25 protein-coding genes and 5 tRNA genes are annotated in these 26,749 nt (G+C 37.3%); all 30 read right to left on the bottom strand.

What is annotated here, in order from left to right:
- Positions 1-54: 54 nt before the first annotated feature.
- Positions 55-143 (bottom strand) — tRNA-Leu (locus EO120_RS01120).
- A 15-nt stretch (positions 144-158) separates the two neighbouring features.
- Positions 159-233: transfer RNA gene (locus EO120_RS01115), tRNA-Cys, on the bottom strand.
- Between the two features lie 9 nt (positions 234-242).
- Positions 243-317: transfer RNA gene (locus tag EO120_RS01110), tRNA-Gly, on the bottom strand.
- 7 nt (positions 318-324) lie between these two features.
- Positions 325-400: transfer RNA gene (locus EO120_RS01105), tRNA-Phe, on the bottom strand.
- Positions 401-405: 5 nt separating this feature from the next.
- Positions 406-481 (bottom strand) — tRNA-Asp (locus tag EO120_RS01100).
- A gap of 50 nt (positions 482-531) precedes the next feature.
- The gene (locus tag EO120_RS01095; RefSeq protein WP_127133670.1) at positions 532-1,128 is read right to left on the bottom strand and encodes an MBL fold metallo-hydrolase; all 597 of its coding nucleotides are present in this window, start codon (positions 1,126-1,128) and stop codon (positions 532-534) included.
- Positions 1,129-1,238: 110 nt separating this feature from the next.
- Positions 1,239-2,726: a TrkH family potassium uptake protein gene (locus tag EO120_RS01090; protein WP_127133669.1), complete on the bottom strand. Its 1,488-nt coding sequence runs from the start codon at positions 2,724-2,726 to the stop codon at positions 1,239-1,241.
- Positions 2,727-2,734: 8 nt separating this feature from the next.
- Positions 2,735-4,075 (bottom strand): Trk system potassium transporter TrkA, encoded by a 1,341-nt coding sequence (trkA, locus tag EO120_RS01085; protein WP_127133668.1) that lies wholly within the window; start codon positions 4,073-4,075, stop codon positions 2,735-2,737.
- A gap of 2 nt (positions 4,076-4,077) precedes the next feature.
- Positions 4,078-4,983, bottom strand: a complete 906-nt coding sequence (locus EO120_RS01080; protein ID WP_127133667.1) for a CvfB family protein — start codon at positions 4,981-4,983, stop codon at positions 4,078-4,080.
- Position 4,984: 1 nt separating this feature from the next.
- A complete protein-coding gene (gene rsfS / locus EO120_RS01075; RefSeq protein ID WP_127133666.1) occupies positions 4,985-5,347 on the bottom strand; it encodes a ribosome silencing factor in 363 nt (120 codons plus the stop codon).
- A 122-nt stretch (positions 5,348-5,469) separates the two neighbouring features.
- Entirely contained in the window at positions 5,470-6,585 is a 1,116-nt protein-coding gene (locus tag EO120_RS01070) for an LCP family protein (RefSeq protein ID WP_127133665.1), read from the bottom strand.
- A gap of 4 nt (positions 6,586-6,589) precedes the next feature.
- Entirely contained in the window at positions 6,590-7,156 is a 567-nt protein-coding gene (gene yqeK / locus EO120_RS01065; RefSeq protein WP_127133664.1) for a bis(5'-nucleosyl)-tetraphosphatase (symmetrical) YqeK, read from the bottom strand.
- 4 nt (positions 7,157-7,160) lie between these two features.
- Positions 7,161-7,775, bottom strand: coding sequence for a nicotinate-nucleotide adenylyltransferase (nadD, locus tag EO120_RS01060; RefSeq protein WP_127133663.1), 615 nt, complete (start codon positions 7,773-7,775; stop codon positions 7,161-7,163).
- Between the two features lie 139 nt (positions 7,776-7,914).
- A complete protein-coding gene (locus EO120_RS01055) occupies positions 7,915-9,168 on the bottom strand; it encodes a glutamate-5-semialdehyde dehydrogenase (RefSeq protein ID WP_127133662.1) in 1,254 nt (417 codons plus the stop codon).
- A gap of 126 nt (positions 9,169-9,294) precedes the next feature.
- Positions 9,295-10,416 (bottom strand): glutamate 5-kinase, encoded by a 1,122-nt coding sequence (gene proB, locus EO120_RS01050; protein WP_127133661.1) that lies wholly within the window; start codon positions 10,414-10,416, stop codon positions 9,295-9,297.
- A gap of 38 nt (positions 10,417-10,454) precedes the next feature.
- Positions 10,455-10,739 carry a ribosome assembly RNA-binding protein YhbY gene (gene yhbY / locus EO120_RS01045; protein WP_127133660.1) on the bottom strand — a complete coding sequence of 95 codons (285 nt, stop codon included), beginning with the start codon at positions 10,737-10,739 and terminating at the stop codon, positions 10,455-10,457.
- Positions 10,740-10,747: 8 nt separating this feature from the next.
- The gene (gene obgE / locus EO120_RS01040) at positions 10,748-12,019 is read right to left on the bottom strand and encodes a GTPase ObgE (protein ID WP_127133659.1); all 1,272 of its coding nucleotides are present in this window, start codon (positions 12,017-12,019) and stop codon (positions 10,748-10,750) included.
- 42 nt (positions 12,020-12,061) lie between these two features.
- The gene (locus tag EO120_RS01035) at positions 12,062-13,201 is read right to left on the bottom strand and encodes a S41 family peptidase (RefSeq protein ID WP_127133658.1); all 1,140 of its coding nucleotides are present in this window, start codon (positions 13,199-13,201) and stop codon (positions 12,062-12,064) included.
- Position 13,202: 1 nt separating this feature from the next.
- A complete protein-coding gene (locus tag EO120_RS01030) occupies positions 13,203-14,381 on the bottom strand; it encodes a murein hydrolase activator EnvC family protein (protein WP_127133657.1) in 1,179 nt (392 codons plus the stop codon).
- A 10-nt stretch (positions 14,382-14,391) separates the two neighbouring features.
- Positions 14,392-15,279, bottom strand: a complete 888-nt coding sequence (ftsX, locus tag EO120_RS01025; RefSeq protein ID WP_127133656.1) for a permease-like cell division protein FtsX — start codon at positions 15,277-15,279, stop codon at positions 14,392-14,394.
- Positions 15,269-15,955 (bottom strand): cell division ATP-binding protein FtsE, encoded by a 687-nt coding sequence (ftsE, locus tag EO120_RS01020; protein WP_127133655.1) that lies wholly within the window; start codon positions 15,953-15,955, stop codon positions 15,269-15,271. Before ftsE ends, ftsX begins: the two co-directional genes overlap by 11 nt.
- Positions 15,956-16,079: 124 nt before the next feature.
- Positions 16,080-17,012 (bottom strand): transketolase family protein, encoded by a 933-nt coding sequence (locus tag EO120_RS01015; RefSeq protein WP_127133654.1) that lies wholly within the window; start codon positions 17,010-17,012, stop codon positions 16,080-16,082.
- A 2-nt stretch (positions 17,013-17,014) separates the two neighbouring features.
- Positions 17,015-17,848 carry a transketolase gene (locus EO120_RS01010; protein WP_127133653.1) on the bottom strand — a complete coding sequence of 278 codons (834 nt, stop codon included), beginning with the start codon at positions 17,846-17,848 and terminating at the stop codon, positions 17,015-17,017.
- Between the two features lie 35 nt (positions 17,849-17,883).
- Positions 17,884-18,978: a polysaccharide pyruvyl transferase CsaB gene (gene csaB / locus EO120_RS01005; RefSeq protein ID WP_127133652.1), complete on the bottom strand. Its 1,095-nt coding sequence runs from the start codon at positions 18,976-18,978 to the stop codon at positions 17,884-17,886.
- Positions 18,971-21,007: a DUF5693 family protein gene (locus tag EO120_RS01000; RefSeq protein ID WP_127133651.1), complete on the bottom strand. Its 2,037-nt coding sequence runs from the start codon at positions 21,005-21,007 to the stop codon at positions 18,971-18,973. Before EO120_RS01000 ends, csaB begins: the two co-directional genes overlap by 8 nt.
- 12 nt (positions 21,008-21,019) lie before the next feature.
- Positions 21,020-21,712 carry an LmeA family phospholipid-binding protein gene (locus EO120_RS00995; RefSeq protein ID WP_127133650.1) on the bottom strand — a complete coding sequence of 231 codons (693 nt, stop codon included), beginning with the start codon at positions 21,710-21,712 and terminating at the stop codon, positions 21,020-21,022.
- 9 nt (positions 21,713-21,721) lie between these two features.
- Positions 21,722-22,829, bottom strand: a protein-coding gene (gene prfB / locus EO120_RS00990) for a peptide chain release factor 2 (protein ID WP_241234844.1) whose coding sequence is annotated in 2 segments (ribosomal slippage) — positions 21,722-22,771 and positions 22,773-22,829 — 1,107 coding nt in all. Because the reading frame shifts where the segments join, the coding sequence is not laid out codon by codon here.
- A 240-nt stretch (positions 22,830-23,069) separates the two neighbouring features.
- Entirely contained in the window at positions 23,070-25,505 is a 2,436-nt protein-coding gene (gene secA / locus EO120_RS00985) for a preprotein translocase subunit SecA (RefSeq protein WP_127133648.1), read from the bottom strand.
- Between the two features lie 190 nt (positions 25,506-25,695).
- The gene (gene hpf, locus EO120_RS00980) at positions 25,696-26,229 is read right to left on the bottom strand and encodes a ribosome hibernation-promoting factor, HPF/YfiA family (protein WP_127133647.1); all 534 of its coding nucleotides are present in this window, start codon (positions 26,227-26,229) and stop codon (positions 25,696-25,698) included.
- A 215-nt stretch (positions 26,230-26,444) separates the two neighbouring features.
- Positions 26,445-26,642, bottom strand: a complete 198-nt coding sequence (locus EO120_RS00975) for a cold shock domain-containing protein (protein WP_127133646.1) — start codon at positions 26,640-26,642, stop codon at positions 26,445-26,447.
- Positions 26,643-26,749: the final 107 nt, after the last annotated feature.

The raw sequence follows: 26,749 nt of genomic DNA, 5'->3' as shown, positions 1-26,749 counted from the left end.
TATCTCCTTGTTATTTTGCATATGAAAAAAAGACTAACCGAAGTTAGTCTTAATTGGTGCCGAGGACCGGAATCGAACCGGTACGGTTATTTCTAACCGACGGATTTTAAGTCCGTTGCGTCTGCCTGTTCCGCCACCCCGGCATGGGTAACGTTTAGTGGAGGCGGCACCCAGAATCGAACTGGGGAATAAAGGTTTTGCAGACCTCTGCCTTACCGCTTGGCTATGCCGCCATATAAAACTGGAGCGGGAAACGAGATTCGAACTCGCGACCCCCGCCTTGGCAAGGCGGTGCTCTACCGCTGAGCTATTCCCGCATGTACATGGTGCCTCAGGACAGAATCGAACTGTCGACACACGGATTTTCAGTCCGTTGCTCTACCGACTGAGCTACCGAGGCATAAATGGCGACCCCGATCAGATTTGAACTGACGATCTTCGCCGTGACAGGGCGACATGTTAACCGCTACACCACGGGGCCGTATCCAAAGTACTTGCTTAGTATATCTGTTATTAGAGTTTTTGTCAACACTATATTATAAATTTCATTAAAAATTCAATTTCATTTTTTAAAACAGTACTTTCTTTATGCCCTGGTTCAATGATTAAATCATGATTCATACTTACTATACGACGTATACTGCTTACTAAATCCTTTGCATTACCGTTATAATTATCACTATTTCCTACATTTTGTTTAAATACAGTATCTCCAGTAAATAAATGCCCTTCAATTTCAATACATACGGAGCCAGCACTATGTCCAGGAGTATGATGAATTGTAAAGAAAAATGGGGGTATTTTTAGAGTCCCCACTCGTAAATCTTTACAAGGAGTAAACATTTTTTTCTTATATACACTAGGTCTCCGTCTAATGAGCTGTAATAGTTCATGATCATATTTATGTAAATAAGCAGGAATATTGTAATACTGACAAATTTCATCTAACGCTGACACATGGTCACAATGACCATGTGTTAATAATACCGCTAAGGGCTGTGTATCGCCTACCATATTTATAATGTGTTGGCTATGAAATCCAGGGTCTATAATAATAGATTTCCCCTCTTTTTTTAATACATAACAATTAGCCTTATAAAGTCCTAAAGGTCGTTTTATAATTTCCATAATTATAGCCCCGCCCCCTTTCTTTTCATATACACAAAATCTAATCCAAATACTACGTTCTAAGATATAAATTATCTTCCCTATAAATAAATGACTATTAAATAACCACATTAAATAATACGATATCGCTTATTAGCATCTTTCTTGATAAAATACCCTTCCCAAAATTGTGGATGTAACATAACAAGAATGGTAAATAATTCCAAACGACCTAATAACATATCTATAATAGCAACAAGCTTTCCAGCATAAGGCAAAGCACTAAATGAGTCTGTCGGACCATATCCACCAAAACCTAAACCTACATTACTAAGAAAAGCCGTTACGATTTGTAACGCATCTCCTGTAGACACCCCAGAGCAGGCCATCAGAAACACCGATACTACATAAATCAGTAAATATAAAAATATAAATTGCTGCGTCATTTGTATCCATTTATCGGGCATTGGTTTTCCATTGATACGGACCACTTGAACCATGTCGGGATGAATAGATTTGCGTAAATACATAATACTACTTTTTAGAAGTATAATAAGGCGAATAATCTTGATACCCCCTGTAGTAGAGCCACTACAGCCACCAAAGAAAGACGCAATAAACAATGTCATTTGCGCCGCACCAGGCCACAAATCATAATCTGAAATAGCAAATCCACTACCAGTTTGCAACGATACTAACATAAATGCTGCACTGCAAAAGGCATCTCCTAAAGGGGACGTATTAGTTTGTAACGATAAAAATATAAAAGTTATAAGAATGCCTACAGCGAGCATAAGCCAATACATACGCGTTTCAAAATCCGATATTAAGGAACGCCACCCTTTTTGCAATGCTGTATAGTAAACGGAAAAATTACCACCTGCTAATATCATAAACACAATAAAAACAGCTGATATATACGTATCGTGAGCATATAAAAAGGTACCTGCCGTAGTGGGAGTAAAACCACCAGTAGATATAATAGAAAAAGCATAATTCAATGCATCAAAAACTTCGATGCCCCCCATTAAAAGCATGAGAAAGCAAAGAACTGTAAAAGCTACGTACACTTTCCACAATTTTGATGCCATCGATTGAATACGTGGCATCACTACACCAGGCCTAGGTACAGATGCTTCAGCATTGAAAAAATGGGCCGCATCAGCCCCTAAATTTCGTAGAAATGACAGAATTAATACGATAATTCCCATTCCCCCAATCCAATGCATAAGGCCACGCCATAAGACGAAACTTTTAGGAATCTCATCTACATTATAGATAATGGTAGCACCAGTAGCCGTAATCCCTGATGTAGACTCAAACAAAGCATCTAATGGATGAATAACAATGCCGCTCATCATAAATGGGATGGCCCCAAGCGTTACCGTAAATAACCAAGTAGACCCAACTACGAGAAAACCGTCACGCAAACTAAAGCTGTCGCTTTTAAATCCCCATTTAGACAAACCATAACCGATTACCATCGATAAGATCGATGTTATTGCAAATGACCAATATGCAGTTTCAAAAATCAAACTATATATAAATGGAATAGCTACAAAACCGCCAAATATATATAATAATCTGCCCACTAAGGACATGACAATTTGTATACGCATAAATCCTCTTATGTTAAATAGTTGAGCAATTTAGTAACTGATTCAGGGAGAGTAAATAATACAATATGATCACCAACGAGGATTTCTGTGTTACCACGTGGTACAATAGCCTCATTACCACGCAAAATAACGCCTACCAAAGCTTTTCCTGGCAATCGAATATCCTTTAATTGCTTGCCCGCCACAGGCGACTGTTCTGTAATCGCAATCTCAATCGACTCTGCTTTGCCACCTTCAAAAGTAGAAATAGATACAACACCCTCACCACTGCGAACAAAACGCAAAATTTGTCCTGCAGTCAATAGACGCGGAGAAAATACTATATCGATGCCCACTTGCTCCATAAGCATAATATATTCAGGTCTACCTACACGTACAACGGTTTTAGGAATCCCCATATGCTTACCTACAAGAGCCACCAATAGGTTGAGCTTATCATCATCTGTTAGAGCAATAATAACATCATTATCAGATACTTCTTCCGCTTCTAATAGATCAAAATCTGTACCATCCCCATTGATAATAATGGCTTTATCCACCTTAGCAGCCAATTGCTCACAACGTTCAATATCTTTTTCAATAACCTTAACAGTAAATCCAGCTCGCTCTAATAATACGGCTAAATTTTGTCCTAATAGGCCAGCGCCTATAATAACAACCCTTTTATGAAAGGTATCATAATTTGAAAACCACTGCCGCTCTAAGGTATCAATAGCATTCTTTAGGCCTAAGAAAAAAACACTGTCGTGAGGCTGTACGAAGCTTTCACCATGAGGAATAATCATTTCACCATGACGAAGAATACCTACAAGAAGAGCCCCCTCAGGAAAGCAAACATCTTTTAATGGTGTACGCAATAGAGGGAAATCATCTTTAATTTTAAACTCCATAAGACGTACAGAGCCTTGTCCAAATTCTTCTACATCGATGGCGGAAGGAGTTTCCAAGATTTGTAATAACTCTTGAGCCGTTACCATTTCAGGATTGATAAATAAATCGACTCCTAAACGCTCTTTCATGGTGTCATCCATATGTTCTGCTATATTAGTATCCCGTACGCGAGCCACAGTTGTTGGTACACCAGCAATTTTGGCTACTGCACAGGACAGCATATTCACTTCATCTGAGTCAGTCACGGCAATAAACATGCCCACATCATCCATGCCAATTTCGTTTAACAATTGAATGTCACTACCATTCCCTTGTACGAGACTCACATCAAGAACATGTTCCAAATTATGAATACGCTCTTGCGAGCGATCAATCATATATACATCGTGATTATCTTGTACTAAACGCTGTGATAATGAATAACCAACCTTGCCAGCACCAACAACAATAATTTTCATGCTTATTCCCCTTGCTTCTCATCTTTTGCAGGCGGTGCCCATGATTTACCAATATCTGTTAATAAGGTCCAACCATCTTCTTGAATGATTTTTCTCTCTTTCATTAAATGTCCTAAAGCGCGTTTAAAAGCAGCCTTGCTAATATTAAATTTATCCTTAATTAACATAGCTGATGATTCATCACTATATGGCATTTTGCCACCTCGATTGAAAAGATATTCCATGATAATATCACCATCGGATACTAAAGCCTTTTCTTTAGTGGGACGCATAGAAATATTTACACGACCATCATCGCGTTTAAAGGTAACACGAGCTTCAATCATTTCCCCTACCTTTAATTTACGCGTCATTTCAGAATGATGCAAAAATGCAATCCATCGTTCTGGTGTAATAATAAAAGCCCCCTCAGAGGTTAAATTATAAATAGCGCCTTTGACCTGTTGTCCTACTTCAGCATCATTAGCGGATTTAGAGGCGCGACGCATTTCATCATCTACATCCATGGATACAGCCATACGGCCTGATTTATCTGTGTATAGACGGACCCATACTTTTTCACCGACTTGTGGCCGACCACGCATTTCAGCATGAGGCATGAAGATACCACGTTCGGTACCAACTTCTACAAAGCAACCAAAATTCGTCGTATTAATCACTTCTACATAACCGATTTGACCAACTTTCATAGCCGGCAATCTCATAGAGGCAGTGAGACGTCCTTTCGGATCACGATATAAAAATACCTCTACCATATCACCAATAGCAACAAGTGATGTTTGTTGATCTTTGTGCAGTAAAATATCATCATTAGTATTACCAGTTTGACCATCTAAAAAGGCACCATGGTCACTTACTCGCAATACCTTTAGCGTAGCTATTGTATTTTCTAATAATTCAGTAGCCATATTATTCACCTTCAAATGGAACCCGCGAAGCATCGCTCCATAATGCTTCTAAACCGTAGAATTCACGCGTATCATCACCGCCGAAAATATGGCAAATAATATCGCCGAAATCGAGGAGAATCCAATCCCCTTCACGATAGCCTTCACGGTGAAGAACGGTCATACCTTGTTCAGCAGCCACATCTTCGATTTCATCAGCAATACTTTGAGATTGTTTAATATTATTAGCACTCACAATCATAAAATAATCGCCTAACATAGAAATACCTTCTAAATCTAAAATTTCAATATCTTTACCTTTTTTATCAAATGCTCCTTGTGCCAAGGCTAATACACTTTGTTTAATATCTTCTTTTTGTTTCATTATATCTCCTATACTTCAAATAGTATGTATACTTTTCTTTATATATAGATTAAGCCTCAGTGAATGCCATAAGCTATTCACCTCTATGCATCCTTATAATGCGTATACAATCTCCATGCTATCTAATTTGATTTCTCTGGTTCCGAACCTGGTTCTGATGGCTGTACCTTCCTATTTTGTTCTGATTCAGCAGGTACATCTTTTTGAATAGAACTTGTGGATGTAGAAAATTGGCTCATATCTTGAGGTAACACATCGCCCATCATAATCCCAACTAATCGTTGCGCTTCTGTAGGATTAATTTGCCAATACACGATATTATCAATTTCCTCTTTTTCACCTGGTAGAATATAGAAATGTATTTGACTCTTATCCATATCACCGATAGATCGCATCAATTGAATCGCATCCCATGTAGAAATATTGCTTTCATAATGGCTCCATACACGCCAAACATGCCAAATTTTTGTAATGATGAAAGCATCTTGTTCCCGTTCCATCCAAGACTTCAAGAATCTCTCTTGCCGTTCCACGCGACTAAAATTATCTTGTTTATCATCAGTATAACGCAAATATCCTAATGCCTTATCACTATCTAAATTTTGATAACCTCTATGTAAATCAATATCTTTGATACCAGTTGTAGCATCTATATGTTCCATATTTTTTTCTACATATAATGCTTGTTCACCGATAACATCATTTGTTTTTTTGAAAGCTGCTTCATCCACAACAACATAGTATGGAATAGAAATATGAAATATATCTTCCACTACAGCCTTCGTTAATTCAATGCCATTTTGCGCATAGATTTGGTTTAACATAGCTACAGATTGTTTATTTCGACTATCAATTTTGCTGTTACTAGGGATACCAATAATATCCATCGTATGTTGCGACATATTAAGAGACATAAGGAATAGAGCATCTGCTTGACTAGGCTGATTACTATCCTTACCAACAATGAGAATATATATAGGCTTATCTAATGCCTTCTGTTCCACTTTAACATTTTCTTGATTCCTTTGTTCACTAGTAGTTGTCACAGCTACAGAAGGTTCCGTTATACGATTATATACATAGGAAACACCACTATATAAGCCCCAAAAAATACCAAATAACACTGCTAGTGCTAATATGCCAACAATAACAAGACGTCCCCATTGTATCGACGTTTTTCGTTTAACTCGACGCCGTCTCTTACGACGACGTTCCCGTGCTTTCACCAACTCATCCATACTACTAACCTCCCTTAATCGATCTTATAATATCGTTACGACCTAAAATAGTAAGAGGATAAATAGAAAGTCCTTGATCTAGCAAATGTCGTATAGTCATATCATATCCTGCTAATACACCTTTATCGAGACTTTCCTTTGCAGCTAATCTAATGATATCTAAACCAGGAAAGTCACGATTAGGTTCAATATAGTCAGCTAAAAAAATAATTTTATCTAAGGTAGACATATTTACTTTTCCAGTAGTATGCACACGAATAGCTTCTAAAATATATGAATTCGTCACACCATATCGCTCTTTAGCTAATTCCATACCTGCTACGCCATGAAGTAGCGCTCCATTACGTAACATATCATCATCAAGATTAAAATTCTTTACTAAATTTTGCATATCCAACAATGGTAATTCCTTAGCTGAATCATGTAATAATGCTGCTAATCGAGCATATTCTAGATTTTCACCATATTTACGAGCTAAATCTACAGATGTTACAACAACTCCTAATGTATGTTCAAATCGCTTTTTACTTAATCTCCTACGGAGGTCAATTTCAATGTCTCTGATGTCCACCTTATTATTCCTTCCGGTAAATATCGTTATTTTCAATATAATCAACTACACATTTAGGTAACATATACCGCACCGTTTGACCATGACGCAAACGTTCTCGTAAATAAGTGGCAGATAATTTCATTTCAGGTACGGGCATTATATGAATCTTATTTTTAGCCACATCACCTAGAATATCTAATGTCATATCTATAACAGCAGAGCCATCAGGTCGGATAGCACCTATAAAATGACAGTGCTTTAAGAGCTCATCAATATATTTCCAATTCGGCAAATCCCGTATAGTATCAGTTCCTGCAATAAAATAAAAGGATGCTGTATCACCATACATTTCTCTAAAGTAATGTATGGTATCCACCGTATAAGACGGACCTTCACGTTTCATTTCCACATCGGATATTTCAAAATACGGATTATCCGCTACCGCTGCTGCTGCCATAGCATAGCGATGTTCTGCTTGGATTACATCATGCTGTTTATGAGGTGGAATGCGAGCAGGTACAAAAATAACTTTTTCTAACTGAAATTCTTCTCGTGCCACTTCAGCAATCATGAGATGTCCTAAATGAATAGGATTAAATGTACCCCCTATAATGCCTATTCGTCTTGTCATTACCATATATGTGTCACACCCTTTATGACAATCCAGCAAATTAAGATAAATAAGAGTAAAGCCTGTATATACGACTTCCATTCATAACGCCCCTTTGGCGTCTGAATATACGCATAATAAGCTTTCACCAAATATAGCAATCGTTTCACGACCGTACCTGACCTGAACCAAAGACAAAATATTTGTACGACATCAAAGCCTGTAATCCCATAGGTCCACGAGCATGTAATTTCTGAGTACTAATACCTATCTCAGCACCAAATCCAAATTCAAATCCATCTGTAAATCGTGTAGATGCATTGTGGTACACAGTTGAACAATCAATGAGATTCATAAATACAGCTGCACGCTCTACATTTTCAGTAATAATACATTCCGAATGATGCGTTGTATATTGATTGATATGTTCAATGGCTTCCTCTAAGGAATCTACAATACACACATTTACATCAAAATCATTGTATTCCGTGGCGAATGATGTATCTGATACTGGTATGCCATTAATGATATCAAGCACATCTGGAGTTCCATGAACAGTTACATCATAGGATTTCATAGCATCTATAGCAAGAGGCAAAAATTCTTTTGCCACAGCTCGATGAACTAACAATGTTTCCATAGAATTGCATACAGATGGTCGTTGAGTTTTAGCATTTAAAACAATTTGAACAGCCATAGACAAATCAGCAAACTCATCCACATAGGTATGACAAACACCACTACCAGTTTCAATAACTGGAATGCGACTATTTTCTACTACACTTTTTATTAAACCAGCACCACCACGAGGAATAATAACATCAATATACTTACGTTGTTGCAATAAAACAGGTACAGCAGCTCTATCTAATATATCTACTAATTGAATAGACTCTTTAGGCAACTCATACTCAGCTAATACATTTTGCATAATAGAAATAATAGCACGATTAGTTTGATATGCTTCTTTGCCGCCGCGCAAAATGGTAGCATTTCCTGTTTTAAAACACAATACACCAGCATCAACGGTTACATTAGGACGCGCTTCAAAAATAATTCCTATAACACCAAAAGGAACAGTTCGTTTTTCAATGCGTAACCCATTAGGCCGTTCTATGGTTTCCAATACAGTTCCTACAGGACTTGTTAATGCAGCAACTTCACGAACGCCTTCTGCTATTTGATGAATTCGTTCATCTGTTAAAACCAAACGATCTAACATCGTCTTAGGAACCATACCTTGAGCATTTTTTAAATCTTGTGCATTAGCTTTTAATATAATTGTGGCGTGTTGTTCCAATGCATCTGCCATACTGTGTAACACATCATTGATGCGGTCTTCGCATAACTGGCTAAGTTTTACAGATGCACGTCGCGCCGCTTGTCCCATAGATGTAAAAATTGTTTCATATTGATTCATACTATACCTCAATAAGGCTCTTGAATACCTCTATGTAAAAGGAGGCTCATCATATAGTCAATTAATAAAATATACGAATTTATATAGTGAAATACAAATACCACGCATGTAAGATTACGTATTAAGTTAATGAATAAGTACTAAATTATTTCGATGTACTACCTCATCATAGGTAGCATTAATGCCAAGTATATCGGCAATATCTGCAGAATTATGTCCTTTAATAAGAAATAAATCTGCCGTACTATAATTTACTAAACCGCGACCAATCTCTTTGCCTTTATATATAATGGAGATTGTATCACCAGGTTCAAATTGACCTTCTACATCTATAATACCAGCTGGTAAAATACTAGCACCTTTATGGATTACCGCAGTAGCACAACCATCATCTACAATAATAGTTCCACTAATACGTTTACCGTAAGCAAGCCAATGTTGTTTTTGATTAACCTTCTGCTCATTAGCTACAAATAAAGTGCCTAGCTCTTCCCCTTTACATACGCGGCGTAAAGAGTTCTCTTCTTCACCACTTGTAATGACCATATGAATACCTGAATTTGTAGCCATTGAAGCAGCTTTAATCTTAGTATACATACCTCCCGTCCCCATAGAGGAACCAGCACCGCCAGCAATTTCATAAGTTTCATCCGTAATAGCATGTACTTCGCTAATTAGTGTAGCATCAGGATTTGTAGCAGGATTATCAGTATACAAACCATCAATATCGGATAAGATAATGAGTACATCGGCTTCTACAATACCTGCAACAGTTGCCGATAACGTATCATTATCTCCAATTTTATATTCTTCAATAGCTACTACATCATTTTCATTAATAATAGGAATAACACCTAATTGCAATAATGCATGTAACGTGTTTCGGAGATTTAAATAACTATGACGAGAAGTACTATCTTCTTTAGTAAGGAGTATTTGACCAACTGTACGTCCGTATTCACGGAATAATCTCTCATACATATGAATTAATACACCTTGTCCCACTGATGCAGCAGCCTGACGTAGTACTAAATCTCGAGGTTTTTCCTTGAATCCCAATGGTGCAAGCCCTGCACCAGTAGCACCAGAAGATACAAGAATAACCTCTTTTCCCTGGTTAGCTAAATCCGACAATTGACGAACTAATGTTTCAATACGCTCTAAATGTAAGTGACCATTGGGGTAACATAGGGTACTACTTCCCACCTTCACTACAATACGTCGAGCTTGTTGTATAGCGTCTCTCATAGATTTACCTCCTGTAAGGAAAAAAGGTTATATATATACTATTTAGGCAATATAATCTTAGGATCTTTTTTAGCTTTATATAATACACCATTAAAACCAATAATTTGTACTAGTTCAGCTCCAAGCATATCTGCTAAATCTTGGAACACAGCTTTATCTTCTGGACTATTGTTGTGCATTTTGACCTTGATTAATTCACGTGCCATTAAGGCTGCACGGGCACTATCAATAACACTATTTTCAAGACCATTTTTACCAATTTGTACTACTGGTTGCATGGTAGCCGCTAAAGAACGCAAGTATCGTTTTTGTTTTCCGTTCATTCTATCTCCTAATCTTGGAATGTAAATCGTTGGTCACCAATCACTACTTCATCGCCTTCTTTACATCCTTTTTCACGCAATTTATCATCTAATTCCATAAAACGCCAAATGCGTTGGAATCGACGAAGTGATTGATCATCATCTAAGTTAGTCATAGCCACTAAACGTTCAATACGTTTGCCAGTTATGTAAAAAGCTGCATCATCACCACGGGTAATAACAAACTCTGTATCAGGTTTTGCTTCATACATAACAATATCATCAGTAGCTTCAATTTCAGGCTCATAATTTTCTACATAATAATAAGCCCGTTCCATTAATTCTGGTAAACCTTCACCACTCAATGCATTGATAAGGTATACCTCATAACCTTTTTCTTCAAAATACTGTTTTGTATTTGGAATAGTCTCTTCATCAAAGACCATATCGATTTTATTAAGTGCTACAATTTGTTTTTTATTGGCTAATTTCTCAGAATATTTACGTAATTCTTCGTTAATAGCATCAAAATCTTCTTTTGGATCACGGCCTTCCATACCTGATACATCTAGGACATGAATAAGAATATTAGTTCTTTCTACATGACGCAGAAAATTATGCCCCAAACCTACTCCTTCACTAGCTCCTTCAATGAGACCAGGAATATCGGCAAGCACAAAGCTGCGATCTCCAGAAATAGTTACAACCCCAAGAACTGGCGTCAATGTAGTAAAGTGATATGCCGCCACCTCTGGTTGCGCCTTAGATACTTTACGTAAAATACTAGACTTGCCTACACTTGGATATCCTAGTAACCCAACATCAGCCAACACTTTTAATTCTAATTGCAACCAACGTTCTTCACCTGGTTCACCTTTTTCAGCAAATGTTGGGGCTCTGTTGGCACTAGTTTGGAAGCGCGCATTACCACGACCACCACGACCACCTTTGGCAATCACAAAGGTATCGCCATCATTAACGAGATCACAGAAAATTTTCCCTGATTCCTCATCTTTAACAACAGTGCCTAATGGTACAGGGATGATTAAATCCTCTGCACCACGACCATGTTTATTAGCACTTTCACCATTGCCACCTTGAGGTGCCTTAAATTGACGTTTATATCGGAAGTCAACTAAGGTATTAATATTTTTATCCGCTTTAAAAATAACGTCTGCTCCTTGGCCACCATCGCCACCGCTAGGACCGCCATTAGGAACATATTTTTCTCGGCGAAAACTGGACATTCCATCGCCGCCATCACCCGCTTTTACAAAAACACGAGCGCGATCTATAAACATAATTTTTTCCTTTTCTGCATTATATCCAATGCGACTAATACATTATTCTTGTAACAATTCTAATGCTTTTTGAATCTGAATATCTGAAATAGTACCTGATGGACTAACACCTTTTGGTAAATCAATTTCCACATCTGGTTTAATACCAATACCATCAATAACACGGTCATTCGGAGTATGGTATTTAGCGATGGTCACCTTAATCCCTTCACCATCTAAATTAGGGTATATAGTTTGTACTGTGCCCTTACCATAACTATTAACACCTACAATAGTCCCTAATTTACGGTCTTGAATAGCACCAGCAATAATTTCTGATGCACTAGCCGAACCTTTATTGATGAGTACCACCATTGGAATCGGTGTATTTTCACCATTTGATGTATATGTTGTAGTTTTGCTACCTCGAGGCGTCATGCTCACCAAAGTGCCTTCTGGCATGATGACATTAGCAACCTCTTCAGCACTATTAAGCAATCCTCCTGGATTATCTCGTAAATCGAGCACAAAGGATGTCATACCTTCTGAACGCAATTGATTATATTGAGTGTTAAAATCCTCAGCAGTATGTTCAGCAAATTGACTAATACGGAGATATCCTACTGTTTTCGTCAACATATGGCTCTTTACAGTTGGTAACGTAATTTCTTCACGAGTAACTGTGAAAGTATGCACTACGCTATCGCGTTGCACTACTATAGTTACAACCGTGCCGGCTTCACCGCGAATATTAGCAGCTGCATCTTCGATTTTCATACCATTTGTATCTTCACCATTGATAGACACAATATAGTCGCCACTTTTTATACCAGCTTTAAAAGCTGGTTGATCCTCGATAACTGATACCGCTTCTAAACCGCGTTCTCCATAACCTAATACCATACCGACACCGGCATAAGTACCAGATGTATGTTCTTTCATTGTATTTAAATCTTTTTGATCTAAATACACACTATGAGGTTCACCTAATGATGCAATCATGCCTTTTAGTATGCCATCAAACAAGACATCTTTGCTAATCGGTGTCATAAATTTTTGGGTAGCAACATAATAGGTCACACCAAATCGTGGAAGCCCCCAAAATGATCCGGATAGATACCAAAATACTAACCACATTATAACTACGGCAGAGCCTATATATTTCAATAAATTCCAGAATAGATTTCGAACATTAATTTTCATATTATAAATAACCCATAGGATCTACTGGATCCCCATTGACACGGACTTCAAAATGAACATGAGGTCCTGTGCTATTGCCTGTGCTACCTGCGTAGGCAATCACTTGCCCTTTCCCCACAGCTTCACCTTCACTAACCACTAATTCAGAATTATGTCCATATAGAGTAGATAATCCATTACCATGATCGATAACAACAGCGTATCCATAGCCGCCCATCCAACCAGACCAAACTACGGTACCACCATCAGCCGCATGAACTGGAACACCTTCATCTACACCGATATCGATACCAGCATGATAAATAGTAGTACCCCAAATTGGATGTGTGCGATACCCAAATGGTGAAGTAATTTCACCGCTCGCAGGCCACCCCAATTGACCACTTCCTTGTACCCAGGTATAGGATTGAGCTTGCTCAGCAGCAGCCGCAGCTGCTGCCGCTGCACGAGCTGCTTGGCGTTCTTTTAATAATGCTGTAACTTGTGCACTAGATGCATTCAATTCTTCTATCGCCTGCATCGCTGTGGCTCTATCATTTTGAGCTCGTTGTAATACTTCATTTCGTTCTGCCTTTTTCTGTTCAATTTCTGATTGTTTAGCGATAACAGCTTTTTCAATTTCCACTAATTTAACACGATTAGCTTCTAACTGCTGTTTGCGAGCTTCAATATCAGCTCGTTCTTTTTTAATTTCATTAATCAAATTGATATCAGAATTAATAATGCGACGTAATACCTCTAAACGATTAGCAAAATCATTAAAATCTTTAGACCCAATAACCACATCTAAATAGCTAAGACGTCCATTGATATAGATATCTCGAACCCTCTTATAAAAAACTGCTTCACGACCTTCTAACCGCTTTTGTGCTTCCTGTAACTGGCGCTCATTAATAGTAATATCATTTTCAACGGCTACCCGTTGCTGTTGAATAACCCCTAATTCAGCACTCGCTTGGCGCAATTGCTCCTCAATTTGACGCAACTGTTCAGATACACTACCAATAACGGTTTCCGCATCAACTTTTTTAGTATTTTGGTCATTAACTTGTTGTTGAATTTGATCTAATTGATTTGTTAAATCTTCATCTTCAGCCCCAATATAGGCTGGTGTCCCGCACAATACCAATCCCGTAAGAAGGGCTGCTACGAGACGAGTTTTCTTCTTATACTGTCTCATAAACCCTCTATTATACCTTCATGTATTGCTTTAAAGAAATAGTGCTTCCAATAGCACCTACAATGATGCCACCACCTAACATATAAGCCACAACATCATAGAAAAATGGAAACATAGGTACCAATGGAAAGAATGCTAAGGATTCAGATACTTCCATAGTAATAAAATGATAGAATTCCCCTACACACAATACGGCAATAACAGCACCAATGAAACCTAATAACATACCTTCAATCAAAAAAGGCCACCGAATGAATCCGTTAGTAGCACCCACATATTTCATAATGGCAATCTCCTTACGTCTCGCAAATACAGTAAGGCGTATAGTATTAGAAATAATGAACAATGTAGCAGCTGCTAAAAAACCGATTAACACAATACCACCAATTCGGATAACTTGAGTAATACGGAATAATTCCTCTACAATATCTTGACCATAATGTGTGCTCTCCACACCTTGGAATGTAGTGACTAATTTGGCTGTAGATTTTACATCTTCTGGATGTTCAAATGTCAATACATAGGAGTTAGGCAATGGATTAACAGTACCTAAGGCATCGACTAATTGTTGTTGATCACCAAGTCGCTCTTTAAAATCCTTCATAGCCTGTTCTTTATTGACAAACTCAAGGTGTTTTAAATTTGGTATTGCTTTGATTTGTTTGCCTACAGCCATAATTTGATCTGTTGTGAGGCCATCCTTTAAATACACGCTTAATTGCACTTGATTTTCAAGACTAGAAGCCATGTTATTTAAATTGATAACACCACAGAGAAACACACCAAGCATAAATAACGACAAAGCCACTGTAGAAATAGATGCCAATGTCATTAAGCCATTGCGCTTCATTGATTTTAAAGCTTCTTTAAAGAAATATGTCATAGTTCTAGGCTTCATTAAATTCTGCACCTCTCATGTTATCACTCTGCACACGACCATCTTTTAATTCGATAACCCGCTTATTCAAATACGTAACAATATCCATATTATGAGTAACCATAATAACAGTGGTGCCAAAATTATTGATATGTTTGAACAATTCCACAATATCCTTACTCGTATTAGGATCTAGATTTCCCGTTGGTTCATCAGCAATGAGCACCGATGGACGATTTACAATAGCTCTCGCTATAGCCACCCGTTGTTGTTCACCACCAGATAAATCCTCTGGTAAATCATTAGCCTTATCTGTGAGACCAACTAAATCCAATACATGAGATACTTTTTCTTTAATAACTTTTGGCTTTTCTTCAATTACCTCTAAAGCGAATGCAATATTTTCAGATACGCTTTTATTAGGCAGTAATCTAAAATCTTGAAATACTACACCTATTTTACGACGCAATTTTGGTATTTTACTACGCTTCATTTTTGTAACATTAAACTCATCAACGATAACGGTACCAGCGTCTGGTTCCACTTCATGAGTCAACAATTTAAATAACGTAGATTTACCAGCCCCACTATGTCCACAAACAAGTACGAATTCACCATCATTTATAGTTAAGCATACATCATCTAAAGCAGTTGAACCATTATCATAGACTTTACTAACATTCTTAAATTCAATCATCAGTTCCCCTTTTAGTTTAGATAAGATGTAGTTAATAGTCTATCGCCTATCATAATCTACATCTTTGAAATCAACTAACACAATCGTAATAAAATTTATATTAACACATTGCCGCTAAATATAATTATTTACGTGCTACAACACGGTTCACTGCATTAACGATATCATCAGTAGTCAAGCCATATTTTGTCATCAATTCTGTTGGTGTACCGCTCTCCCCAAATGTATCCTGAACGCCAACGAATTCTACAGGTACTGGTTTGTGAGCAACTATCACTTCTGCTACAGCAGAACCTAAACCACCTAATATATTATGTTCTTCTGCGGTAACGATAGCACCTGTTTCAGACGCAGCTTTCACAATAGCATCCACATCGATAGGCTTAATAGATGCCATATTGATAACACGAGCAGAAATACCATTATTTTGTAATGCTTTACTAGCCTCCACAGCAGGACCAACTAACGCACCACAAGCAATAATTGTTACATCAGAACCATCGATTAATTGAGTCGATTTACCAGGAGTAAAAGTATATTCTTCAGGGCTCACATCATCTACACCAGCGCGACCTAAACGAACGTATACAGGCCCCTCATATGCAGCAGCCCACTCGATAACAGCATTAGTTTCTTTTTCATCGGCTGGAACCACAACAGTCATATTTGGCAATACGCGCATACATGCAATATCCTCTAAGCTTTGATGAGTAGCACCATCTTCGCCTACTGTAATGCCGGCATGAGTAGCACAAACCTTTACGTTTAATTTCGGATAACACACAGCGTTGCGAATTTGTTCAAATGCACGACCTGTTGCAAACATAGCAAAAGAAGATACGAATGGAATTTTTCCTGCTGCCGCTAAGCCAGCGCCTACAGAAATAAGATTTTGTTCTGCAATACCTACATTAAAGAAACGATCTGGGCACTCCTTTTTAAATGTATCTGTCTTAGTAGATTTAGATAAATCTGCATCGAGAACGATGATATTTGTATTACTTTTACCAATGCGAGCTAATGCATTGCCATATGCTTCACGTGTTGCTTTACCCATTGTTATACCCCCATGATTTCATTTATAAATGCTTCGCCTTGTTCTGCACTTGGCGCTTTACCATGCCAACCAGCCTGGCCTTCCATTTCGTCTACACCTTTACCTTTTATAGTATGCATTACGATACATGTAGGTCCTTCTGTATACGATTTTGCAGATTCAATAGCGTTATGTAATGCATCTATATTGTGTCCATTAACTTCGATAACATTCCATTGGAAAGCTTTGAATTTTTCTGGAATTGGTAATGGAGATAGTACTTTTGTTATATCTCCATCAATTTGAAGGCCGTTAAAATCTACAAAAGCTGTTAAATTATTGAGCTTGTAATGACCCGCAAACATTGCTGCTTCCCAAACTTGACCTTCTTCTAATTCACCATCACCCAATATGGAATATACACGATAATTAGCATTGTCAATTTTTCCTGCCAATGCCATACCACAAGCAGCGGAAATTCCTTGACCTAATGAACCAGTAGACATATCTACACCTGGTGTATGCTTCATATCTGGATGTCCTTGCAAGATGTGATCGATTTTACGTAAATTCAATAATTCATCTTTAAGGAAAAATCCTTTTTCTGCTAATGTAGCGTATAGTGCTGGTGCTGCATGACCTTTAGACAATACAAAACGATCACGATTTTGAGCTTTAGGATTTGTTGGGTCTACATTCATTTCTACGAAATATAACAATGCCATCACATCTGCAATGGATAAGGACCCTCCTGGATGACCAGATTTAGCAGCCGTTACAGATTTAACGATGCTTACGCGAATAGCCTTAGCCTTCTCCTCTACTAATTGTAATTGCTCTTGTGTTAATGTAGCCATAAAGACCTCACTTTCTGGATTCGATCCATTTGTAATTAACGATTTTGTAATAAAGATAACGCAAATTCTGCATTACGCTTGGAGTGAATGCGCAATTTTTCTATATTATCAAATGATTTCTGATAGGAATCAGTAGAATGTAACAGTTCATGGCAACGCTGATACAGTTCATCAGGATGTAATTCTTTCATAGTACCTATAGGTTCTTGCCCAATCATATGGAGAAAACTTGTAATCTTTGGATCATAAGATATACCAATTACAGGTTTCCCCATTAATGAGCTGAACACTAGTGCATGCAAACGAATACCAATCATCACATCTACGTTACCAGATAGGGACAATTGTTCTTCAGTTGTGAAAGAACCTTCTAACACAACTGACTTTGTGCGCATCAACTTAGCAATCGCCTTGGCCTCTATCATATCATCAGGATGCGACATAGGGATGAAAATAATATCCGCATTATCATCTTCGCTCAATTGACTAAGCACATCTGCTAAGCTTTGACGATATGCAGTATCTTCTTTCCAACTACGAACAGCAATACCAATACGTTTTCTATTAGTACAGGCCATATCACATCGATAACCAGCTAAAATCTCAGCGCCTATAGATACATCAGCTTTATGCATGGCTAGTACTGCATCAGCAGTCACTTCTACATTAGTAATGCCTAAAGATAGCAATTCATCTTTAGAAATACTATCTCGTACAGTAATGCCATCTACATATTTCAGCATAAAACTAACAGCTCGACGTGTAGACTTTCGATACAAAGGGCCAATACCTTGAGAGTAAAGCATTACAGGTTTTCCCAACAACTTAGCAAGTCCCATAATACTTAAATAATAATAGGTATTGCGAATACTGGTAGCATCTTGCAATAAACTACCACCACCACTAATAACTAAATCTGAATTAGCTATAGCTTTTAAAATACCAAAGGCACCAAAGGTTCCTACAGCTTTGATATTATGTTTTTTGCTCGTTTCTGCAGGATTGCCTGAGATAACAGTAATATGTGCCGTGCTCTCCACATCGCGAATGGCATCGATGATAGCGCAAAGCATAGCCTCATCTCCAGCATTGCCAAAACCGTAATACCCAGAAATCACGATATTACTCATGGCGTACCTCCCGATTCATAAACCATTGTGAAATATAAATCAACATACGTACACCTATAATAGTTACAATACCTACTGCAGCGCCTAGTAATAATCCATCATAACCACGCATAATAGACATAAACACAGGTGTCCTAATATGACAGAATGTTTCTACCATCGATGCAATACCAATAACACCACCTAATGTCAATACAAAATGGATTACCATTGGCCATTTACGTAAAAAAGCAAAAATCGCCAACATCAATGCAGGGTGACCAATGAGAAATTCCTTTTCTCTAGGTCTTGCATATAATGTATTTTCTAAGAAACGACGCAACATGATTTCAAATGTTGGTACAGGTACACCAGCCGTATGACCACTACGTCCTACAAAAATAAATCCAACTATACCTAGGGCAGCAGCAACAAAAAACACATACATTTTTATATCAGTAGTTAAAAATTCTACAACAAATCTCTTCGCCTCTGCTGGGGAATTTAACATGCGCCCTTTCCACAATGGAAAACGTTGTAAATATGCAATAGCTACTAATATAATTGGCAATACAAATGTCAATTTAACACCTCTAAAAATAGCAAATTCCATAAAGAATTTAGTATTCCCTAAAAGAGCTGCAATATACATGCCACCAATAGCAGCAAACAATGCGCCAAACAACAAATAAAATACTGCTAATGCTGTAGCTTTCCATGCACCTACTGGACGCGCTCCATCATAACGACGCCACTCTTCCATCAAGATTATCATAGCCCCTACTGGCGCCATAACAGCTGCAGAGAGAGCCCACACTTGAGCAATCAAAGTACCGCTAGTGAGAATAAACCCAACAATAGACACTAAACTTAATGTAAAGAATAAAACTAATTGTGTATGCTTGCGCATGCATACGAGCATTTGCCCCACATATACAAATAAAGCAATGCTACCCACCATAGTTAACACAACTAACAATGGATTCGGCGTATACGCTGGATAAATAGAGGCGGATCCAAATTCATACCCTTTAGCTGCTAACTTTGTAGTAGCAGATTTTACATAATTAATGGTAGTTTGCAATACAGTGTCATTATTTTGCCCCACTTCATAAATGGGAAATAAATTATATCGGATATTACGTTCAATATCGCTAATATAAAACCGTTGTGCCGCTTCTTCTGGTGCAATCTTACGTAATTCATCTTTAGCGATGGTATACACGCGACCTACACTATAATCTTTTTTAGTAGCCATTTCAAGGAAACCTAATTGCGGTTCATATTGCAATTGATTAACTGCTTCTATGCCAATTAAAGGAATGTGAAGCTTGTTCATTTCCTCTAAAGTTTCATCAAGATAATTAGGCGCTCCTACAACTTCTTTCCCAGCAAAAATAATTCCTGTTACATGAGGTACACCGTCTAGCCGTTTAAAAAGCAATTTGATATCATCCAATGTAACATTGCGATAATTTGTGGGTCTCACAATCACATTAAATCCGTAATTCGCCACTTCCATAGCTTGAATTTTGGAAATTCCTAAATTCATCGTCGCATAGTTTTCAGCACTAGCACCTTGTAATTCTAGTACTGGACCAATGCTAGTATTTAACTCTTTTACTTTATCCTTACTAATACGATGGTATAAATCTTCACGAATTTCTTTGTAATATCCCTCTTTACCTGGAACAGTGGCTACATAAACGGCACCAGGTTTAATGACACCACTATTAACGTGAACATTCACCATATCCTGAGAATGTAATAGTTTAATTTCACCTGCGTCATTTGCTTTTTCTAAGGTGCGATCATAAATGGCAAATGCTGTAATCCCTGCATCTTTAAGTGCATCAAAAGCCTCTTGTTGGCTTCGTTTTTCAAAAGCGTTGGCTCTTAAAACTGCATCATAATCTATAATATTTTCAATATGGTTCTGTACTTTTTCTACATTATATCGTTCTGCCACTAAATAGAGTGCTGATAGTAGACCTATGATAATACAGACAACAAGAACCAAAGAATGCTTAGTTTTGTTAGCAATATGCACGATAATCCCTTTCTAATTCAGTACCGGCTTAATTTTGATATGAATTTCACCATTTTCTACCACAACAGATTCGACTTTCACAGGTACTGGGAAATTATTAAAATCGTAAATCGTGATAGGTTCTAAAAATTGAGATGTTAATCCGCTAATAGTCGTTCCATTAATAGTAAATCTTGTCGGTGAAAAAACAAGTGCATTATTTTTAAATTCCAATCTACCTTCTAAACTACCGCGACCACGAATCGCACCTAATAAATTGACACCCCCAGAAACAGTAACGCGTTCATTAGTTAGTTGTACATTAGCATCTTGTAAACCACTAACATTTTCAACGAAAAATTGTTTTAAATCATCGGCTACCACAACACCTTCTAAGGACGCAGGACCCATGCTTAATACGTCTACTTCATATGTTGCAAGGAGGGATACTGGATTTATCTTAACATCTTGAGCTTTATAGTGAAAGCTAGCAAAATTTAGTTTACCCAATTTTACATTTTCCAATGTTCCCGACACAGCATCAGCTTGCCCATATAGCAATTTAAAGGCTGGTGTAGAGTCGATAGATACAGTTTGACTAGTAGGCTGTAATGTCTTATTTAATTCTGATTCTAATTGAGATTCTACATAGGTAGGTAGGGCAAATTGTGCACCTACAACTCCTATAATCATAAGGAATAGAATAAATAAGAAAAACTTTTTCATAGGAACTCCTTATATAGTTAAATTAGCTTCCTTCTTAAGGAATCCTTCGATAAATTGGTCTAAATTGCCATCCATAACAGATTGTACATTGCCTGTTTCTACAGATGTACGATGATCTTTGACCATATTGTATGGATGGAATACGTAAGACCGAATTTGACTGCCCCATTCAATTGCTTGGTAGGTACCACCAATTTGTTCCTTTAATTCTGCTTGTTTTTCTAATTCCAACTCAAATAATTTAGCACGCAACAAGCGAAGTGCTTGTTCTCTATTTTGCATTTGTGAGCGCTGAGATTGACATTGTACAACAATACCTGTCGGCTTATGAGTCATACGAACCGCAGAATCTGTTTTATTAATGTGCTGACCACCGGCACCACTTGCGCGATATGTATCCACTTGTACATCTTTCATATCGATATTGATTTCCACCGTATCATCTATTTCAGGCATAACATCGACAGCGGCAAAAGACGTATGACGACGGGCGGCAGCATCAAATGGAGAAATCCGTACAAGACGATGAACACCTTTTTCAGATTTTAAATACCCGAAAGCATGTTCCCCTTTCACGAGGAATGTAGCGCTTTTAATACCAGCTTCGTCACCAGGTTGTTCATCCATCAACTCAATAGAAAATCCAGTCTTTTCTGCCCAGCGTAAATACATGCGAATCAACATAGAACACCAATCTTGTGCTTCTGTGCCGCCTGCACCAGCATGAAACGTAAGGATAGCATTATTAGCATCATATTCACCACCTAATAAGAGCAATACCTCTTGTTTTTCTACGGCTTCTTGAATACCATTAACGAATTGTTTAATTTCGCTTTCCATAGATGTATCCTCTTCTTCGATGGCCATATCCAACATAACAGTAGCATCATCAATATCAGATACTAATTGTTTATATCCATCCACAGAATTTTTTAATTGCGTTGCCTCTTGTGATACTTCACGGGCTTTATCAGGATTATCCCAAAACGTAGGATCGCTCATTTGTACATCAAGAGTGAGTATGCGCTCTTCTTTCTGAGCAATGTTAAAGTGAATCCCTCATTCCATAAATACGTTCTTCAAGATTTGTAATTATCGGTTTTAAATCTTCTAACAATTTATGTTCACCACCTTTATTAATTATAACTTTATGTACATTATATTATTTGACATATTTGCCAGAGCAAAATAATGTCATCAACAATATAGAATAAATTAGATTAAATATTATATTCTAATTAGCATCATCACTATGTGTCATTACTATATTACCGTATGACTCTATTAATAAAATAAAATGTAAAAATGGCCGTTGCTAGAAGGAAAACCCAATCAGCAACGTGCCATTTCACACATGTTAATCTATGTTTTGTGGCTCCAACACATCTTCATGATGGGGTTGTGCACCTTCTAAGTGATCAACTGGTTGTTCAATTTCCTGAATCAATTGTGCACGGATTTTATATAATGCCATGATGGTTTCATCTTGAATGGCATCAATCATGCGTTGGAACATATCATAGGCTTCAAATTTATATTCCACCAATGGATTTTTTTGTCCATATGCACGAAGTCCAATACCTTCACGAAGCATGTCCATATTATCCAAATGTTCCATCCATTTGCTATCTACAACGCGCAACATAATCGCTCTCTCAAGCTCGCTAAACATAGCATCACCAAGCAAATTTACACGGTCTTGATATTCAGAATGAGCAATTTCGTGTAAATGCTCATCTAATTCTTGTCGACTATATTCTTCCATGTCTTGAGCAGACAACACTTCTTCTGTTAAGAAATATTGGTTTAAATGTTTGAATAAACCTTCATAATCCCATTCTTCTGGGTATAATTTTTCATCTGCATAAGCATTAACAGAATCAGTAACAAGACGGTCAATCATTTCATCAATAGTGTCTCGTAAAGATTCATTGCCTAAAATACGACGGCGTTGTTCATAGAGCACTTCACGCTGTTGATTCATAACATCATCGTATTCCAAAATATATTTACGAATATTATAGTTATGATCTTCTACTTTTTTCTGTGCTCTTTCAATAGATTTTGTAATTAGAGAATGTTCAATCGGTTCATCTTCTTCCATCCCCAATTTATCCATAATACCAGAAATATTATCGGCACCAAAGATACGCATTAAATCATCTTCTAAGGATAAGAAAAATTGAGAAGACCCCGGATCACCTTGACGACCTGCACGACCACGCAATTGGTTATCGATACGACGGCTTTCATGGCGTTCCGTACCCAAAATTGCAAGACCACCTAACTCAGGCACACCTTCACCTAAAGTAATATCTGTACCACGACCAGCCATATTAGTTGCAATAGTTACCATGCCCATTTGACCAGCATCAGCAACGATTTCAGCTTCTTGTTCATGATGTTTCGCATTTAATACTTTATGAGGGATACCTGCACGCAACAGCATATCAGACAACTCTTCTGATTGTGTAATAGAAGTAGTACCAATCAAAATAGGTTGACCTAATTTATGACGTTCCACAGCATTACGCACTACAGCACGGTATTTAGCAGCCTTAGTTTTAAAGATTTGGTCTGGTAAATCCTCACGAACTAACGGGCGATTCGGCGGAATAGGAATCACTTCTAAACCGTAAATATCGTTGAACTCTTTTTCTTCTGTTTTAGCCGTACCTGTCATACCAGACAATTTTTCATACATACGGAAATAATTTTGGAATGTAATAGATGCCAAAGTTTGACTTTCACGTTCAACCTTAAGACCTTCCTTGGCTTCAATAGCTTGATGCAAACCATCGGAATAACGACGACCAAACATTAAGCGACCTGTAAATTCATCAACGATAACCACTTCTCCGTCTTTTACTACATAGTCAGTATCGCGATGCATCATAGCATGAGCGCGCAAAGAAGCACCTAGTAAATGGTTAAGTTCAATATTTTCAGCATCGTAAAGATTTTCAACACCTAACATTTTCTCTACCTTTTCAATACCTGAGTCGGTAGGGGCAATAGTCTTTTGTTTTTCATCAATTGTATAATCTTCTTCTTTTTTGAGTTGCGGTACGATTTTAGCCAATTTATAGTAATTGTCTGTAGAACGATTACCAGGGCCAGAAATAATCAATGGCGTACGAGCTTCATCAATCAAAATAGAATCCACTTCATCGACAATGGCATAGTTCAACGGACGTTGTACCATTTGAGAAACATCGGATACCATGTTATCGCGAAGATAATCAAAACCGAATTCATTATTAGTGCCATATGTAACATCAGAAGCATATGCAGCTTTACGCTCATTGTAATCGAGATTTGCAACGATAAGACCTGTAGACAAGCCTAAAAAGTTATACAATCTACCCATTTGTTCACTATCACGAGTAGCTAAATAATCATTAACAGTAACAACGTGAACACCTTTACCAGACAATGCATTGAGATATACAGCTAAAGTAGCCACTAGGGTTTTACCTTCACCAGTACGCATTTCTGCAATAGACCCTTTATGAAGACAAATGCCTCCCATTAATTGTACGTCAAAATGACGCATGCCAAGTACACGTTTAGATGCTTCACGACACACGGCAAACGCTTCTGGTAAGATTTCATCTAATGTTTCGCCTTTAGTTAAACGACGTTTAAATTCATCTGTTTTTGCCACTAGGTTTGTGTCACTTAATTTAACATAATCTGGTTCTAATTCATTAATATGATCTACAATTTTGCGCATTCTTTTAATTTCTTTTGCGCTGCTATTTCCTAAAAGACTTTGTAAAAAGCCGAACAAACAAATCACTCCTCTACGGGAAATCTTATATTATTATCACTTTATTATAGCGAAAAAGCCTAAAATAGTCAAAGAATTACAAGGTTTTTACAATATTTGAACAACAAAAAAGATGCTCCTAGGAGCATCTTTTTTGTTGCATCTAAAAGGAAGTTTTAAGCACATGTAAACTCTTTAAAGGATATATCATCTATTGGAGTTCTGGTTCAATTAAACCATAGAATCCATCGTGTCTGCGATACACAACATTCATTGTTTCTGTTTCTGCATTGAAGAACATAAAGAAATCATGACCAATTAAATTCATTTGTAAAATCGCCTCTTCTACATCCATAGGGCGTACAACAAAATGTTTCCGTTTTACAACTTCTATCTGTTCTTCTTCTACAGGTGTTTCCAAAGTAGCTACATCTGGATGGAATGCATCTTGACGTTTAAATCGTTTAGCTAAACGAGTTTTATGCTTATGAATTTGGCGTACAATTTTATCTACTACCAAATCAATTGCTGCATACATATCATCATTAGTTTCAACACCGCGGAGTACGATTTTATCAACGAAACATGTCAACTCGATAGTAGCTTTATCCTTCGCTACAGATAGTACAGCTTGTGCATTTAATTCATCATCAAAGTAACGAGTCAATTTGCTAAGTCTTTTTTCTACATATTCACGAAGAGCAGCTGTTACTTCAATGTTTTTACCTCTGATTTGTACTTTCATATGTCAACACCCTTTCTAAAAATCAACAACTACTATAGGATATGTATCCTTCCTATTGTGTTGTTATTATAGTATTTCTACATACACCTATAAAACTCCTCTTTTTTATTCAAATTTTTTTGAAAGATTATGTATGATACACCATTAAAATCAGAAAAACCCTGACAAAATCGATGTCAGGGTTTTAGTATTTTTATTATTTTCCCAGTATATGCTTACGCTTTTACAACGTTAGCAGCTTGTGGGCCACGATTGCCATCAACAATGTCAAAAGAAACATGTTGACCTTCAGTTAAGGATTTGAAACCTTCATCTTGAATAGCAGAATAATGTACAAATACATCACTACCATCTTCTCTTTCAATAAATCCATAACCTTTTTCTGCACTAAACCATTTTACTTTGCCTAACATGATAAAATCCTCCTAAAAATATATTTATGATCTACTCTCTTGCACTATATTTGTATCATAACACAGCATGTATAAAATATCAAATAAGAATAAATGTATTTTTAATG

The organism is Veillonella caviae (assembly GCF_003992125.1).
GTDB lineage: Bacteria > Bacillota > Negativicutes > Veillonellales > Veillonellaceae > Veillonella > Veillonella caviae.
The sequence above is the reverse complement of the archived record's forward strand: the minus strand, read 5'-3'. Positions and strand labels throughout refer to the sequence as shown.